A 15832-nucleotide genomic window follows, 5' to 3' on the forward strand; every position below is an offset into this window, starting at 1 on the left:
AGCAATGGTGGCTGAACTGACCGCGCTGCGCGATCAAATTGATACTGTCGATAAGGCGCTGCTGGATCTGCTGGCGAAACGCCTGGAGCTGGTGGCTGAAGTTGGCGAAGTAAAGAGCCGCTACGGCTTGCCTATCTACGTACCGGAGCGCGAAGCGTCAATGCTGGCTTCGCGCCGTAAAGAGGCGGAAGCGCTCGGCGTTCCGCCCGATCTGATTGAAGATATCCTGCGCCGCGTGATGCGCGAGTCCTATACCAGCGAGAACGATAAAGGCTTTAAAACCCTTAACCCAGCGCTGCGTCCAGTAGTGATCGTTGGCGGAAAAGGGCAGATGGGCAGCTTGTTTGCGCGCATGCTGACGCTGTCGGGCTACAACGTGAAGACGCTGGATAAAGAGGACTGGGATCGCGCGCCGTCGCTGCTGAGCGATGCCGGCATGGTGATTATCAGCGTGCCGATCCATCTTACGGAGCAGGTGATCGCACAACTGCCGCCGTTGCCGGAAGACTGTATTCTGGTGGATCTGGCCTCGGTCAAGAACCGTCCTTTGCAGGCAATGCTGGCGGCGCATGCGGGCCCGGTGCTGGGTCTGCATCCCATGTTTGGGCCGGACAGCGGCAGTCTGGCGAAACAGGTGGTGGTCTGGTGCGACGGACGCCAGCCTGAAGCCTATCAGTGGTTCCTGGAGCAGATTCAGGTGTGGGGCGCGCGGCTGCATCGCATCAGCGCGGTTGAGCACGACCAGAATATGGCGTTTATACAGGCGCTGCGCCACTTCGCGACCTTCGCCTACGGTCTGCATCTCGCGGAAGAGAACGTCAACCTCGATCAGCTGCTGGCGCTCTCATCGCCGATTTATCGTCTCGAGCTGGCGATGGTGGGACGGCTGTTCGCGCAGGATCCTCAGCTCTATGCGGACATCATTATGTCCTCCGAAAGCAATCTGGCGCTGATTAAACGTTATTACCAGCGCTTTGGCGAAGCTATTAAGCTGCTGGAACAGGGCGATAAGCAGGCATTTATCGCCAGCTTCAACCGCGTCGAACACTGGTTTGGCGATCACGCTAAACGCTTTATGGTTGAAAGCCGTAGCCTGCTGCGCTCCGCTAACGACAGTAGACCGTAAAAAACGGCTCACGCATGCCAGCCCCTGACTCGCAATCAAAAACGGCATCCTTACGGATGCCGTTCAGTTATGCGCTGCGAGGCTCCACCGCGACAACATTCTCGCCAGGATAGCATCCCAGCACTTTCAGCATGCGGGTCAGCCCTTTTAGCTCCTGCAGCGCCTGCTGCATGCTGTCTGACTCAAGATTGCCCTGCACGTCGATATAAAACATCTCTTCCCACGGGTTGCCGTTAATCGGACGCGACTCCAGCTTGCTCATAATCAGGTTATGCTGACGCAGCACCAGCAGCGCTTCCACCAGCGCGCCCGCCTGCTGGCCGGTCGCCATCAGCAGCGTGGTTTTCGCCGGAACCTGATCGGAGACGGCGATGGCCTTACGCGCCAGCACGATAAAGCGAGTATGGTTTTGCTGCTGATTCGCCAGATTGCGCTCCAGAACCTGCAGATGATAGAGCTCGCCGCCTGCCTCGCTGCCCAGCGCCGCCGCTTTCGGTGAGTTCAGCGCCGCGACTTTTTCCATAGCGGCAGCGGTGCTCTCGGTATATTCGATCTTCCAGTGCGGGAAACGACTAATAAACTGGCTGCACTGCTGGAACGGCTGCGGGTGACTATAAACGGTTTCAATCTGCTGCAGATCGGTATCGCCTGTTACCAGCACGCAGTGCTCGATAGGCTGGGTCAGTTCGCCCACAATCGAGAGGCTGGTCTGCTGCAGCAGATCGTAAACGTCGTTGATCGAGCCAGAACTGGTGTTTTCAATCGGCAGCACCGCGTAATCAGCCTGGCCGTTTTCAACCTGACGAATAATATCCTGAAACTTGAGGCAGCCGATCTCTACCATATTGTCGAAGTGGCGCGCGGCATACTGGCGTGCGGCGAGATGGGAATAGGAACCTTTCGGGCCAAGGAAAGCGATGCGCGCCGCCAGCGCATGAGCATGGTTCAGGTTTTTCTGCAGCAGCGCCTGCTGCGTCAGGACGGAATCTTCAATGATTTGCTGAAACAGGCGCGTGATGTAGTGCGCATCCAGCTGATGTTTCTTGCCAAGCACGATCAGGTGCTCCAGCAGCGCACGCTCGCGTTCGATATCGCGAATCGGCCGGTGTGTGGCCAGTTTCGCTTCGGCGACCTTCACAGCCAGCGCGCGACGCTCAGCCAGCAGCGTCAGCAGTTTCTCATCTACGGCGCTGATCTGGTCACGCAGCGCCAGCAAGGGATTATCGGGATTCATAGGGCTCACCTGTAAGCTGTCCAATAAAAAAGCCTCCCGGTTGGGAGGCTTTGTTGTTCGTCTTCGCTTTCGTTTTCACACGACGAATCGCCTCCCAGTCAGGGGAAGGTAAAAAAGAAAGCGAAGAAAAACGGCAGACGTTTCATGGTGATTTCCATTCAAAAGGTGATTTGAGAGTACCCGTACTGATTTAAGGCTGTCAATAAAAAACGCGCCCGCAGGCGCGTTTGCTAAAACTGTATGTATCAGGTGGCCGGCGTGAAATTTTTCACGCTGGTCGCTGCCCGACGGGCTTCAGGCTTATGCTGAACCTTATTCAACTGACGCTCAAGCTTACCGATGAGATCGTTAATCGCCGTATACATATCCTCGTGCTTAGCGCTGGCCACCAGCGTGCCGTTGGGCGTATTGATCGTGGCGTCGGCCACGAATTCTTTCGGCGCTTTAGAGAGAACGATGTGCGGATTTATCAGATGAGCTTGCCATTTTTCCAGCTTGGCGAGACGGTCTTCGACATGGTCGCGGATAGCCGCGGTGATTTCCATTTGTTTGCTGGTAATGTTCAGAATCATAGGTCTACCTCTCTGTCATTTCCGTCTGGGTAGATCCAGCATAACGCGCTGAACAATGAAATGTGTGATTTTGATCACGAAAAAATGTCACTTTTTGTCAATGGCAATGATTTGTGAGAAAGGCTGGGAATGCAGCCGAAATGCCTTGAATCGGTGCGCGGAGAGGCGCATGATTGACGGGTTGCATCAGCGAGGAATTCACAAAATCGTCGATTTTTCGCCCATAAAAAAGCAGCCATTACGGCTGCTTTTTCATTTTTTCGGACTCAGTTTTAGCTGGCGCTATTTGCGGCAATAATTTTCGCCACTTTGTCTGCTTCGGCATTCAGCTGCAGATTGCGATAGGCTTTTTCCATCAGCGGCAGCGCATCGCGCGTGGCCTGCGTATCAGGATAATCGCGCATCATGCCTTCAACGCGGTTAACAACCGCGACATACGCTTCGCGCTTAGTATAGAATTGCGCCACCGACAGCTCATATTTCGCCAGGCGGTCTTTCAGATAGACCAGGCGTTTTTGCGCATCGGCTGCATACTGGCTGTTTGGATAGTTACGCAGCAGCTGCGAGAAGTCGCGGAACGCGTCGCGAGCATGGGTCGGATCGCGATCGGAACGGTCGATGCCGAAGAAGCCCTGCAGCGCAGAGTCGTCCAGCGCCATATCCGTCAGGCCGCGCATATAGATAACGTAATCGATGTTCGGATGGGTCGGGTTAAGACGCATAAAGCGATCTATGGCAGCCTGCGCCAACGGCAAATCGGCGTTTTTGTAGTAGGCATAGATCAAATCAAGCTGTACCTGCTGAGAATAAGGACCAAAAGGATAACGGTTGTCCAGCGCTTCCAGTTGCTTAATCGCCGCTTTAAAGTTACCGTCCTGCAGCTTTTCCTGAGCGGTAGCGTAGATTTCGGAAGGCGGGCTGTCCGGTACTGTGTCCTTTGAGCTGGAACAACCCACAAGGGCCAGGCTCAGTGTGGCAGCAGCCACCAGATATTTCATACGCGTCATGACGAAATGGTTATCCTCAAATTTGTTATGGCGGAAGCTGTCCGTATAGCTCCCGGTAATGACCAGGTACGATAGCACATTATATTAAACGGCATCGCCGTGAAAACCCAACGTTAACGAAGAAGCTGTATATGGCACAACAAGTTCAACTCACCGCAACGGTCTCCGAAGCGCAGCTGGGACAACGCTTAGATCAAACTTTGGCGGAATTGTTCCCCGATTATTCACGCTCGCGCATAAAAGAGTGGATCCTTGACCGGCGCGTCAGCGTTAACGGCGCGATCGTCGATAAACCGAAAGAGAAAGTATTGGGCGGCGAACAGGTCGCTATCGATGCAGAAATCGAAGAAGAGCAGCGCTGGGAAGCGCAAAACATCCCGCTGAACATCGTGTATGAAGATGACGATATTCTGGTGATCAACAAGCCGCGCGATCTGGTGGTGCATCCCGGCGCCGGCAACCCCGACGGCACCGTACTGAATGCGCTGCTTTATCACTATCCCGCCATTGCCGACGTGCCGCGCGCCGGTATCGTGCATCGACTGGATAAAGACACCACCGGGCTAATGGTGGTGGCGAAAACCGTCCCGGCGCAGACCCACCTGGTGGAAACGCTGCAGCTGCGCGAAATCACCCGCGAGTACGAAGCGGTGGCAATTGGAACGATGACGGCGGGCGGCACGGTAAACGAGCCCATCAGCCGTCACTCGACCAAACGCACCCATATGGCCGTGCATCCGATGGGGAAACCGGCGGTAACGCACTACCGTATTATGGAGCACTTCCGCGCCCATACGCGTCTGCGTCTGCGTCTCGAAACCGGCCGTACGCATCAGATTCGCGTGCATATGTCGCACATCAACCATCCGCTGGTGGGCGACCCGCTGTACGGCGGTCGTCCGCGTCCGCCGAAAGGCGCTTCGGACCAGTTCATCGCTACGCTACGCGCGTTCGATCGCCAGGCGCTGCACGCGACCATGCTGCGTCTTTACCATCCGATTACCGGAATCGAGATGGAGTGGCATGCGCCGCTGCCGCAGGACATGGTAGAGCTGATTGAGGTACTGAAAGCGGATACTGAAGAGTTCCGCGATCAGATGGACTGGCTATGAGTTGGGTCCTGCCGGACTGGCCCGCGCCCGCCAGCGTAGGTGCCTGCTCAACGCTACGCGGCGATGGCGCCAGCCTGGCACCCTGGGATGCGTTCAACCTGGGCAGCCATGTCGGTGACGATCCGGCACACGTGGCTGCCAACCGACAGAGCCTGGTAACGCGCGCTGCGTTGCCGGCGATGCCGCACTGGCTTGAGCAGGTTCACGGCACCGATGTGGTTCGACTGCCAGCTGAGCAGACAGAGCCCTTACGGGCGGATGCCTGCATCACGCGCGAAGCGGGCGTGGTGTGCGCGGTGATGACGGCGGATTGTCTGCCGGTGCTGTTCTGCTCTTATGACGGCAGCGAAGTTGCCGCGGCGCATGCCGGCTGGCGCGGCCTGTGCGCGGGGGTGCTGGAAAATACGCTGGCGCGGTTCGCTGCGCCAGCCAGCCAGATACACGCCTGGCTTGGGCCGGCAATCGGTCCTGACGCCTTTGAAGTCGGCAGCGAAGTGCGCGATGCGTTTATGGCGCATGACAACCGTGCTCAGCAGGCCTTTCGTCCGGCGGGCGCTAAGTATTTCGCTGATATCTGGCTGCTTGCGCAGCAGCGGCTGCAGGCGGCGGGCGTCACCTCCGTGAGCATGACGCGCCGCTGCACCTTTCATGAGAGTGGCGATTTTTTCTCCTTCCGACGCGACGGAACCACCGGGCGTATGGCTTCTTTAATTTGGCTGAGATAACCTTACGCCACAAGACGATCCAGTAGCGTATTTTTTGCTCATGATGCAGGTCATTAACCTTGAAAATTTGAGGGATGACCTCATTTTAATCTCCAGTAGCATTTTGACCTGTAATGGGAGGAATCATGCGTCTGGATCGTCTTACCAACAAATTCCAACTGGCCCTTGCCGACGCGCAGTCCCTTGCTCTGGGACACGACAACCAATTTATTGAACCTCTGCATCTGATGAGCGCGCTGCTCAATCAGGAAGGTGGATCCGTTCGTCCGTTATTAGCCTCTGCAGGCGTTGACGTTGCCGCTCTGCGCAACGGCGTCGAGCAGGCTATCAACCGTTTGCCCCAGGTAGAGGGCAGCGAAGGGGATGTTCAACCGTCCGCTGACCTGGTTCGCGTGCTTAACCTGTGCGACAAGCTGGCGCAGAAGCGCGGCGACAATTTTATCTCATCTGAACTCTTTGTTCTGGCTGCCCTCGACTCGCGCGGCTCTTTAGCCGATCTGCTGAAATCGGCCGGTGCGACCACTGACAAGCTAACCAAAGCGATTGAGCAGCTGCGTGGAGGCGACAACGTGAACGATCAAGGGGCTGAAGATCAGCGCCAGGCATTAAAGAAATACACCATCGACCTGACCGAGCGCGCCGAACAGGGCAAGCTCGACCCGGTCATCGGCCGTGACGAAGAGATTCGCCGCACTATTCAGGTGCTGCAGCGCCGCACCAAAAACAATCCGGTGCTGATTGGTGAACCTGGCGTGGGTAAAACCGCCATCGTGGAAGGCCTGGCGCAGCGCATCATTAACGGCGAGGTGCCGGAAGGGCTGAAAGGCCGTCGCGTACTGGCGCTGGATATGGGGGCGCTGGTGGCGGGCGCAAAATACCGCGGCGAGTTTGAAGAGCGTTTAAAAGGCGTACTTAACGATCTGTCGAAGCAGGAAGGCAACGTTATCCTGTTTATCGATGAGCTGCATACTATGGTCGGCGCCGGTAAAGCGGACGGCGCGATGGATGCCGGCAATATGCTGAAGCCGGCGCTGGCGCGCGGCGAGCTGCACTGCGTCGGCGCGACCACGCTGGACGAATATCGGCAGTACATCGAAAAAGATGCCGCGCTGGAGCGCCGTTTCCAGAAAGTCTACGTCGCCGAACCGAGCGTGGAAGATACTATCGCTATTCTGCGCGGTCTGAAAGAGCGCTATGAGCTGCATCACCATGTGCAAATTACCGACCCAGCGATTGTCGCGGCGGCGACACTGTCGCATCGCTACATCGCCGACCGTCAGTTGCCGGATAAAGCCATTGACCTGATCGACGAGGCCGCGTCCAGCATCCGTTTGCAGATCGACTCGAAACCGGAACCGCTCGATCGCCTGGAGCGCCGCATCATTCAGCTGAAGCTGGAGCAGCAGGCGCTGAAGAAAGAGTCGGATGACGCCAGCATTAAGCGTCTAGAAATGCTGGAAAGCGAACTCGACCAGAAAGAGCGCGAATACGCGGAGCTGGAAGAGGAGTGGAAAGCGGAGAAGGCCTCTCTTACCGGCACGCAGAATATCAAGGCGGAACTGGAGCAGGCACGCTTGTCGCTGGAACAGGCGCGTCGCGTGGGCGACCTGGCGCAAATGTCCGAGCTGCAGTATGGCAAGATCCCGGAGCTGGAAAAACAGCTGGCGGCCGCCACGCAGTCTGAAGGTAAGACCATGAAGCTGCTGCGCAACCGCGTTACCGATGTCGAGATCGCTGACGTGCTGGCGCGCTGGACCGGCATTCCCGTGGCGCGCATGATGGAAGGCGAGCGCGATAAGCTGCTGCGTATGGAGCAGGATCTGCACGCGCGCGTTATCGGCCAGAACGAGGCGGTGGAAGCGGTATCGAACGCGATTCGTCGTAGTCGCGCAGGCTTATCTGACCCAAATCGTCCCATCGGTTCGTTCCTGTTCCTTGGCCCGACCGGGGTGGGTAAAACCGAGCTCTGCAAAGCGCTGGCGAATTTCCTCTTCGACAGCGACGACGCTATGGTGCGCATCGACATGTCGGAATTCATGGAAAAACATTCCGTGTCGCGGCTGGTGGGCGCGCCTCCGGGATATGTCGGTTATGAAGAGGGCGGCTATCTGACAGAAGCGGTGCGTCGTCGTCCTTACTCGGTCATTCTGCTGGATGAGGTAGAGAAAGCGCATCCGGATGTGTTTAACATTCTGCTGCAGGTGCTGGACGACGGACGTCTGACGGATGGACAGGGGCGCACCGTCGACTTCCGCAATACCGTTGTAATCATGACGTCGAACCTGGGCTCCGATCTGATTCAGGAACGCTTCGGCGAACTGAACTACGCGGAAATGAAAGATGTGGTGATGAATGTGGTCGGCCATCACTTCCGTCCGGAGTTCGTCAACCGTATCGACGAAGTGGTGGTGTTCCATCCGCTGGGCGAGCAGCATATTGCTTCTATTGCGCAGATTCAGCTGCAGCGTCTGTATAAACGTCTGGATGAACGCGGCTACCAGCTGCATATCTCTGACGAAGCGCTGAAGCTGCTGGGGGAAAACGGCTACGATCCGGTCTATGGCGCGCGTCCTTTGAAACGTGCGATTCAGCAGCAGATCGAAAACCCGCTGGCGCAGCAGATCCTTTCCGGTCAGCTGGTGCCGGGCAAAACTATCGAAATGGACGTCAAAGAGGGCGAAATCGTCGCTCATCAGTAACTGACATCAGCGAAACGGGCCTGCGGGCCCGTTTTTTTATGCTAAAAAGCGCTATTTTGACGCAATTTTCAGCGCATTGCCTGGAAAACAGGCGGTTGGTAAAAAAGTTTAAATTAGCACTTGTCAGCCCGGAAGAACTCCCTATAATGCGCCTCCACTGACACGGCACAACGGCTTACGGAATGCGGTGTTCAGGATATTCGGTTCGCTGAGTCGCCGGATAAAATCCCTGAAAAAAGGGGTTGACTCCGAAGGAGAGTAGCGTAATATACGCCACCTCGCAGCAGCAGGCTCGGCCGCTGACTGCACCGCTCTTTAACAATTTATCAGACAATCTGTGTGGGCACTCGGGAGCAGATATCAAAAGCCTTCGGGCTTAAAAAATATCAAGCCTCACGAGTGGACACATAATGACATTCATTATGACGTTTTACAGATGAGCACCGCTTAACTGGTTTAAGCAAATCAAACTTAAATTGAAGAGTTTGATCATGGCTCAGATTGAACGCTGGCGGCAGGCCTAACACATGCAAGTCGAACGGCAGCACAGAAGAGCTTGCTCTTTGGGTGGCGAGTGGCGGACGGGTGAGTAATGTCTGGGAAACTGCCCGATGGAGGGGGATAACTACTGGAAACGGTAGCTAATACCGCATAACGTCGCAAGACCAAAGTGGGGGACCTTCGGGCCTCACACCATCGGATGTGCCCAGATGGGATTAGCTAGTAGGTGGGGTAACGGCTCACCTAGGCGACGATCCCTAGCTGGTCTGAGAGGATGACCAGCCACACTGGAACTGAGACACGGTCCAGACTCCTACGGGAGGCAGCAGTGGGGAATATTGCACAATGGGCGCAAGCCTGATGCAGCCATGCCGCGTGTATGAAGAAGGCCTTCGGGTTGTAAAGTACTTTCAGCGGGGAGGAAGGCGACGCGGTTAATAACCGCGTCGATTGACGTTACCCGCAGAAGAAGCACCGGCTAACTCCGTGCCAGCAGCCGCGGTAATACGGAGGGTGCAAGCGTTAATCGGAATTACTGGGCGTAAAGCGCACGCAGGCGGTCTGTCAAGTCGGATGTGAAATCCCCGGGCTTAACCTGGGAACTGCATTCGAAACTGGCAGGCTAGAGTCTTGTAGAGGGGGGTAGAATTCCAGGTGTAGCGGTGAAATGCGTAGAGATCTGGAGGAATACCGGTGGCGAAGGCGGCCCCCTGGACAAAGACTGACGCTCAGGTGCGAAAGCGTGGGGAGCAAACAGGATTAGATACCCTGGTAGTCCACGCCGTAAACGATGTCGACTTGGAGGCTGTTCCCCTGAGGAGTGGCTTCCGGAGCTAACGCGTTAAGTCGACCGCCTGGGGAGTACGGCCGCAAGGTTAAAACTCAAATGAATTGACGGGGGCCCGCACAAGCGGTGGAGCATGTGGTTTAATTCGATGCAACGCGAAGAACCTTACCTACTCTTGACATCCAGAGAACTTGGCAGAGATGCCTTGGTGCCTTCGGGAACTCTGAGACAGGTGCTGCATGGCTGTCGTCAGCTCGTGTTGTGAAATGTTGGGTTAAGTCCCGCAACGAGCGCAACCCTTATCCTTTGTTGCCAGCGATTCGGTCGGGAACTCAAAGGAGACTGCCGGTGATAAACCGGAGGAAGGTGGGGATGACGTCAAGTCATCATGGCCCTTACGAGTAGGGCTACACACGTGCTACAATGGCGCATACAAAGAGAAGCGACCTCGCGAGAGCAAGCGGACCTCATAAAGTGCGTCGTAGTCCGGATCGGAGTCTGCAACTCGACTCCGTGAAGTCGGAATCGCTAGTAATCGTGGATCAGAATGCCACGGTGAATACGTTCCCGGGCCTTGTACACACCGCCCGTCACACCATGGGAGTGGGTTGCAAAAGAAGTAGGTAGCTTAACCTTCGGGAGGGCGCTTACCACTTTGTGATTCATGACTGGGGTGAAGTCGTAACAAGGTAACCGTAGGGGAACCTGCGGTTGGATCACCTCCTTACCTGAAGATACTGCCTTTCGAAGTGCTCACACAGATTGTCTGATAGAAAGTAACGAGCAGAAAAACCTCTACAGGCTTGTAGCTCAGGTGGTTAGAGCGCACCCCTGATAAGGGTGAGGTCGGTGGTTCAAGTCCACTCAGGCCTACCAGATTTTCCCTCATGCTGCGTTGTGACGACGGCTCGCATAGTGAACTATGCTTCGCATCGCCACGCCTTGCCTGAGAAAAAATCGCATTCCTCGAACGAAGAATGCCACTCCTGGTATGTAGACGGTCTCTGCAGTAACTGTATGGGGCTATAGCTCAGCTGGGAGAGCGCCTGCCTTGCACGCAGGAGGTCAGCGGTTCGATCCCGCTTAGCTCCACCATACTGTTTTCTGAAATACTTCAGAGCGCGCCGGCGACGGCGGGCTGCGAAGTATTATGCTCTTTAACAATCCGGAACAAGCTGAAAATTGAAACGACGCGTCGCGTTATTCCTCCGTAATAAGGAATAAAGGCAGCGCGTTCGAGTCTCTCAATTAATCACATCCGCGACGTCGCAAGACGCCTGTGGGTTGTGAGGTTAAGCGACTAAGCGTACACGGTGGATGCCCTGGCAGTCAGAGGCGATGAAGGACGTGCTAATCTGCGAAAAGCGCCGGCAAGGTGATATGAACCGCTACAGCCGGCGATGTCCGAATGGGGAAACCCAGTGTGTTTCGACACACTATCGCAACATGAATACATAGTGTTGCGAGGCGAACCGGGGGAACTGAAACATCTAAGTACCCCGAGGAAAAGAAATCAACCGAGATTCCCCCAGTAGCGGCGAGCGAACGGGGAGCAGCCCAGAGCCTGAATCAGCTTGTGTGTTAGTGGAAGCGTCTGGAAAGTCGCAGGGTACAGGGTGACACTCCCGTACACGAAAACACACATTCTGTGAGCTCGATGAGTAGGGCGGGACACGTGGTATCCTGTCTGAATATGGGGGGACCATCCTCCAAGGCTAAATACTCCTGACTGACCGATAGTGAACCAGTACCGTGAGGGAAAGGCGAAAAGAACCCCGGCGAGGGGAGTGAAACAGAACCTGAAACCGTGTACGTACAAGCAGTGGGAGCCTCTTTTATGGGGTGACTGCGTACCTTTTGTATAATGGGTCAGCGACTTATATTCTGTAGCAAGGTTAACCGTATAGGGGAGCCGCAGGGAAACCGAGTCTTAACTGGGCGTTAAGTTGCAGGGTATAGACCCGAAACCCGGTGATCTAGCCATGGGCAGGTTGAAGGTTGGGTAACACTAACTGGAGGACCGAACCGACTAATGTTGAAAAATTAGCGGATGACCTGTGGCTGGGGGTGAAAGGCCAATCAAACCGGGAGATAGCTGGTTCTCCCCGAAAGCTATTTAGGTAGCGCCTCGTGAACTCATCCTCGGGGGTAGAGCACTGTTTCGGCTAGGGGGCCATCCCGGCTTACCAACCCGATGCAAACTGCGAATACCGAGGAATGTTATCACGGGAGACACACGGCGGGTGCTAACGTCCGTCGTGAAGAGGGAAACAACCCAGACCGCCAGCTAAGGTCCCAAAGTCATGGTTAAGTGGGAAACGATGTGGGAAGGCCCAGACAGCCAGGATGTTGGCTTAGAAGCAGCCATCATTTAAAGAAAGCGTAATAGCTCACTGGTCGAGTCGGCCTGCGCGGAAGATGTAACGGGGCTAAACCATGCACCGAAGCTGCGGCAGCGACGCGCAAGCGTTGTTGGGTAGGGGAGCGTTCTGTAAGCCGTCGAAGGTGTGCTGTGAGGCATGCTGGAGGTATCAGAAGTGCGAATGCTGACATAAGTAACGATAAAGCGGGTGAAAAGCCCGCTCGCCGGAAGACCAAGGGTTCCTGTCCAACGTTAATCGGGGCAGGGTGAGTCGACCCCTAAGGCGAGGCCGAAAGGCGTAGTCGATGGGAAACAGGTTAATATTCCTGTACTTGGTGTTGCTGCGAAGGGGGGACGGAGAAGGCTATGTTGGCCGGGCGACGGTTGTCCCGGTTTAAGCGTGTAGGTGTGTGCTCCAGGCAAATCCGGTGCACTTTACACTGAGGCGTGACGACGAGGCACTACGGTGCTGAAGCAACAAATGCCCTGCTTCCAGGAAAAGCCTCTAAGCTCCAGGCAACACGAAATCGTACCCCAAACCGACACAGGTGGTCAGGTAGAGAATACCAAGGCGCTTGAGAGAACTCGGGTGAAGGAACTAGGCAAAATGGTGCCGTAACTTCGGGAGAAGGCACGCTGGCGCGTAGGTGAAGGGACTTGCTCCCGGAGCCGAGGCCAGTCGAAGATACCAGCTGGCTGCAACTGTTTATTAAAAACACAGCACTGTGCAAACACGAAAGTGGACGTATACGGTGTGACGCCTGCCCGGTGCCGGAAGGTTAATTGATGGGGTTATCCGCAAGGAGAAGCTCTTGATCGAAGCCCCGGTAAACGGCGGCCGTAACTATAACGGTCCTAAGGTAGCGAAATTCCTTGTCGGGTAAGTTCCGACCTGCACGAATGGCGTAATGATGGCCAGGCTGTCTCCACCCGAGACTCAGTGAAATTGAAATCGCTGTGAAGATGCAGTGTACCCGCGGCAAGACGGAAAGACCCCGTGAACCTTTACTACAGCTTGACACTGAACACTGGTCCTTGATGTGTAGGATAGGTGGGAGGCTTTGAAGCGTGGACGCCAGTCTGCGTGGAGCCATCCTTGAAATACCACCCTTTAATGGCTGGTGTTCTAACGTAGGCCCGTTACCCGGGCTGCGGACAGTGTCTGGTGGGTAGTTTGACTGGGGCGGTCTCCTCCCAAAGCGTAACGGAGGAGCACGAAGGTTGGCTAATCCTGGTCGGACATCAGGAGGTTAGTGCAATGGCATAAGCCAGCTTGACTGCGAGAGTGACGGCTCGAGCAGGTGCGAAAGCAGGTCATAGTGATCCGGTGGTTCTGAATGGAAGGGCCATCGCTCAACGGATAAAAGGTACTCCGGGGATAACAGGCTGATACCGCCCAAGAGTTCATATCGACGGCGGTGTTTGGCACCTCGATGTCGGCTCATCACATCCTGGGGCTGAAGTAGGTCCCAAGGGTACGGCTGTTCGCCGTTTAAAGTGGTACGCGAGCTGGGTTTAGAACGTCGTGAGACAGTTCGGTCCCTATCTGCCGTGGGCGCTGGAAAACTGAGGGGGGTTGCTCCTAGTACGAGAGGACCGGAGTGAACGCACCGCTGGTGTTCGGGTTGTCATGCCAATGGCACTGCCCGGTAGCTAAGTGCGGAAGAGATAAGTGCTGAAAGCATCTAAGCACGAAACTTGCCCCGAGATGAGTTTTCCCTGAGCACTTGATGCTCCTGAAGGGACGTTGAAGACGACGACGTTGATAGGCCGGGTGTGTAAGCGCAGCGATGCGTTGAGCTAACCGGTACTAATGACCCGTGAGGCTTAACCTTACAACGCCAGAGGCGTTTTGTGAGACGCGAAGATTTTCAGCTTGTTAACGGATAAAGAATTAGCGGGAACGAAAGATTTTGCGCTGAAGCAAGGCGGCAAGCGCGGTAAAGGAAGGAGCATACTGAGGTATGTGACTGACGTTACGAGAGCAGCCAACGCAGCAGCAGCGTAAAAGATTCGTTCCGTGCACAAGAATTTGCCTGGCGGCCTTAGCGCGGCGGTCCCACCTGACCCCATGCCGAACTCAGAAGTGAAACGCCGTAGCGCCGATGGTAGTGTGGGGCCTCCCCATGCGAGAGTAGGGAACTGCCAGGCATCCAACTGCGATAACCCTGACCTCACGGTCAGGGTTTTTTGCTTTTCAGACCAGAAAAAAACACTTTCTCAGTTACACGTGTTACAACTAAACCTCTTGCGCATCACATTTACCGCAGCGCAACCGCGATAACGTTTCGTTGTCCCGAATGAAATGCTTTACTCATTGTTTTAACGCTGCTTATCAGCAAGGAACTTGAGGTAAAGCATGGCAGAATTTAATTCGCGCTCATCCCGAACTGGGGTAGAAGAGTCGGGGATCAGCAAGAAACGCGTCTGGGCGATCGTCGGCGCATCGTCGGGTAATCTGGTCGAATGGTTCGACTTCTACGTCTACTCATTCTTCTCACTCTATTTTGCGCATATCTTTTTTCCTAAAGGCGATACCACCACGCAGCTGCTGCAAACCGCAGGGGTATTCGCTGCAGGGTTTTTAATGCGTCCCATCGGCGGCTGGCTATTTGGCTATATCGGCGATCGGCACGGTCGTAAAAAATCGATGCTTATCTCGGTGTGCATGATGTGCTTCGGCTCGCTGGTCATCGCCTGCCTGCCTGGCTATGGCTCTATCGGCATCGCGGCCCCGGCGATCCTGCTGCTGGCGCGCATGTTTCAGGGACTGTCGGTGGGCGGCGAATATGGCACCAGCGCCACCTATATGAGCGAGGTTGCGCTGGAAGGGCGCAAAGGTTTTTACGCATCCTTCCAGTACGTTACGCTTATCGGCGGCCAGCTGCTGGCAGTGCTGACGGTGGTGGTGCTGCAGTTTATCCTTAGCGAAGAGGATCTACGCAGCTGGGGCTGGCGCATCCCCTTTTTCCTCGGCGCCATCCTGGCGGTTGTAGCTCTCTGGCTGCGCCGATCGCTGCATGAAACCTCAGATAATCAGAGTCGTCATCATAAAGACGCCGGCAGCATTACCGGACTGCTGCGCAACCATACGCGCGCTTTCCTGATGGTGCTGGGTTTCACCGCTGGCGGCTCGCTGAGCTTCTACACCTTTACCACCTACATGCAAAAGTATCTGGTGAACACGGCGGGCATGGATGCGAAAAGCGCCAGCGGCCTGATGACCGCCGCGCTGCTGGTATTTATGCTGATACAGCCGGTTATCGGCGCGCTGTCCGATAAAATTGGCCGTCGGGGTTCGATGCTGATTTTCGGCGCGGGCGCCGCTGTCTGCACCGTTCCCATTCTTACCGCGCTGCAAAGTGTGCAGAGTCCGACCGTCGCCTTCTGCCTGATTATGCTGGCGCTGCTGATAACCAGCTTCTATACCGCTATCAGCGGCATCCTCAAGGCCGAGATGTTTCCGCCTGAGGTGCGTGCGCTTGGCGTCGGCTTATCCTATGCCGTAGCCAATGCGATTTTCGGCGGCTCGGCGGAATATGTCGCGCTGCTGATGAAGCAGCAGGGGATCGAAACCACCTTCTTCTGGTATGTTTCGGCAATGGGCGCGCTGGCGTTTCTGGTGTCGCTGCTGCTGCACAAGCGCGGCAAGGGCATTAAGCTGTAAAGGTTGGCAGGGCCTTCTGGCAGGAGCGATGGCCTGCGGC

The 15832-nt window shown here is 55.7% G+C and carries 9 protein-coding genes, 2 tRNA genes, 3 rRNA genes and 1 other annotated feature; of the genes, 10 read left to right on the plus strand and 4 right to left on the minus strand.

Going from position 1 to position 15832, the window contains the following annotated elements; translation table 11 throughout:
- Positions 1-4 precede the first annotated feature (4 nt).
- Positions 5-1126, plus strand: a complete 1122-nt coding sequence (tyrA, locus tag PVE98_RS04185) for a bifunctional chorismate mutase/prephenate dehydrogenase (protein WP_033752002.1) — start codon at positions 5-7, stop codon at positions 1124-1126.
- A gap of 67 nt (positions 1127-1193) precedes the next feature.
- Here tyrA and pheA read toward each other — a convergent pair whose 3' ends face one another.
- The 4 genes from pheA to bamD all read right to left on the minus strand — a co-directional run bounded on the left by pheA (position 1194) and on the right by bamD (position 3939).
- Positions 1194-2360, minus strand: a complete 1167-nt coding sequence (gene pheA, locus PVE98_RS04190) for a bifunctional chorismate mutase/prephenate dehydratase (protein ID WP_033752000.1) — start codon at positions 2358-2360, stop codon at positions 1194-1196.
- A 22-nt stretch (positions 2361-2382) separates the two neighbouring features.
- Positions 2383-2507 (minus strand) — a sequence feature (Phe leader region).
- The gene (pheL, locus tag PVE98_RS04195; protein WP_100279143.1) at positions 2459-2506 is read right to left on the minus strand and encodes a pheA operon leader peptide PheL; all 48 of its coding nucleotides are present in this window, start codon (positions 2504-2506) and stop codon (positions 2459-2461) included. Its footprint overlaps the feature before it by 48 nt.
- Before the next feature lie 98 nt (positions 2508-2605).
- Positions 2606-2932, minus strand: a complete 327-nt coding sequence (gene raiA / locus PVE98_RS04200; RefSeq protein ID WP_033751998.1) for a ribosome-associated translation inhibitor RaiA — start codon at positions 2930-2932, stop codon at positions 2606-2608.
- A 272-nt stretch (positions 2933-3204) separates the two neighbouring features.
- Positions 3205-3939 (minus strand): outer membrane protein assembly factor BamD, encoded by a 735-nt coding sequence (gene bamD / locus PVE98_RS04205; RefSeq protein WP_096073934.1) that lies wholly within the window; start codon positions 3937-3939, stop codon positions 3205-3207.
- Between the two features lie 131 nt (positions 3940-4070).
- On the opposite strand from bamD, the gene rluD reads away from it, so the two are divergent.
- The 9 genes from rluD to PVE98_RS04250 all read left to right on the plus strand — a co-directional run bounded on the left by rluD (position 4071) and on the right by PVE98_RS04250 (position 15792).
- Positions 4071-5051 carry a 23S rRNA pseudouridine(1911/1915/1917) synthase RluD gene (gene rluD, locus PVE98_RS04210; RefSeq protein WP_033751993.1) on the plus strand — a complete coding sequence of 327 codons (981 nt, stop codon included), beginning with the start codon at positions 4071-4073 and terminating at the stop codon, positions 5049-5051.
- On the plus strand, positions 5048-5776 hold the full coding sequence (yfiH, locus tag PVE98_RS04215; RefSeq protein WP_096073683.1) for a purine nucleoside phosphorylase YfiH: 729 nt from the start codon (positions 5048-5050) through the stop codon (positions 5774-5776). The genes rluD and yfiH overlap by 4 nt, the downstream gene beginning before the upstream one ends.
- A gap of 125 nt (positions 5777-5901) precedes the next feature.
- Positions 5902-8475: an ATP-dependent chaperone ClpB gene (gene clpB / locus PVE98_RS04220; protein WP_033751987.1), complete on the plus strand. Its 2574-nt coding sequence runs from the start codon at positions 5902-5904 to the stop codon at positions 8473-8475.
- 473 nt (positions 8476-8948) lie between these two features.
- Positions 8949-10490 (plus strand): 16S ribosomal RNA (locus PVE98_RS04225).
- Between the two features lie 72 nt (positions 10491-10562).
- A tRNA-Ile gene (locus PVE98_RS04230) sits at positions 10563-10639 on the plus strand.
- A 143-nt stretch (positions 10640-10782) separates the two neighbouring features.
- Positions 10783-10858 (plus strand) — tRNA-Ala (locus PVE98_RS04235).
- A 195-nt stretch (positions 10859-11053) separates the two neighbouring features.
- A 23S ribosomal RNA gene (locus tag PVE98_RS04240) occupies positions 11054-13960 on the plus strand.
- Positions 13961-14160: 200 nt separating this feature from the next.
- Positions 14161-14276: ribosomal RNA gene (rrf, locus tag PVE98_RS04245) — 5S ribosomal RNA — on the plus strand.
- The 16S, 23S and 5S rRNA genes sit together here with 2 tRNA genes alongside, the layout of an rRNA operon.
- 208 nt (positions 14277-14484) lie before the next feature.
- On the plus strand, positions 14485-15792 hold the full coding sequence (locus PVE98_RS04250; protein WP_033754143.1) for an MFS family transporter: 1308 nt from the start codon (positions 14485-14487) through the stop codon (positions 15790-15792).
- Positions 15793-15832 lie beyond the last annotated feature (40 nt).

Source organism: Pantoea sp. GABEPS69 (assembly GCF_045780835.1).
Lineage (GTDB): Bacteria > Pseudomonadota > Gammaproteobacteria > Enterobacterales > Enterobacteriaceae > Pantoea > Pantoea septica.

What these genes read in the sequence shown, in the direction of transcription:
- pheA (WP_033752000.1), bottom strand. Translation starts at nt 2,360, where the DNA reads ATGAATCCCGATAATCCCTTGCTGGCGCTGCGTGACCAGATCAGCGCC.
- rluD (WP_033751993.1), top strand. Translation starts at nt 4,071, where the DNA reads ATGGCACAACAAGTTCAACTCACCGCAACGGTCTCCGAAGCGCAGCTG.
- raiA (WP_033751998.1), bottom strand. Translation starts at nt 2,932, where the DNA reads ATGATTCTGAACATTACCAGCAAACAAATGGAAATCACCGCGGCTATC.
- clpB (WP_033751987.1), top strand. Translation starts at nt 5,902, where the DNA reads ATGCGTCTGGATCGTCTTACCAACAAATTCCAACTGGCCCTTGCCGAC.
- yfiH (WP_096073683.1), top strand. Translation starts at nt 5,048, where the DNA reads ATGAGTTGGGTCCTGCCGGACTGGCCCGCGCCCGCCAGCGTAGGTGCC.
- PVE98_RS04250 (WP_033754143.1), top strand. Translation starts at nt 14,485, where the DNA reads ATGGCAGAATTTAATTCGCGCTCATCCCGAACTGGGGTAGAAGAGTCG.
- bamD (WP_096073934.1), bottom strand. Translation starts at nt 3,939, where the DNA reads ATGACGCGTATGAAATATCTGGTGGCTGCTGCCACACTGAGCCTGGCC.
- tyrA (WP_033752002.1), top strand. Translation starts at nt 5, where the DNA reads ATGGTGGCTGAACTGACCGCGCTGCGCGATCAAATTGATACTGTCGAT.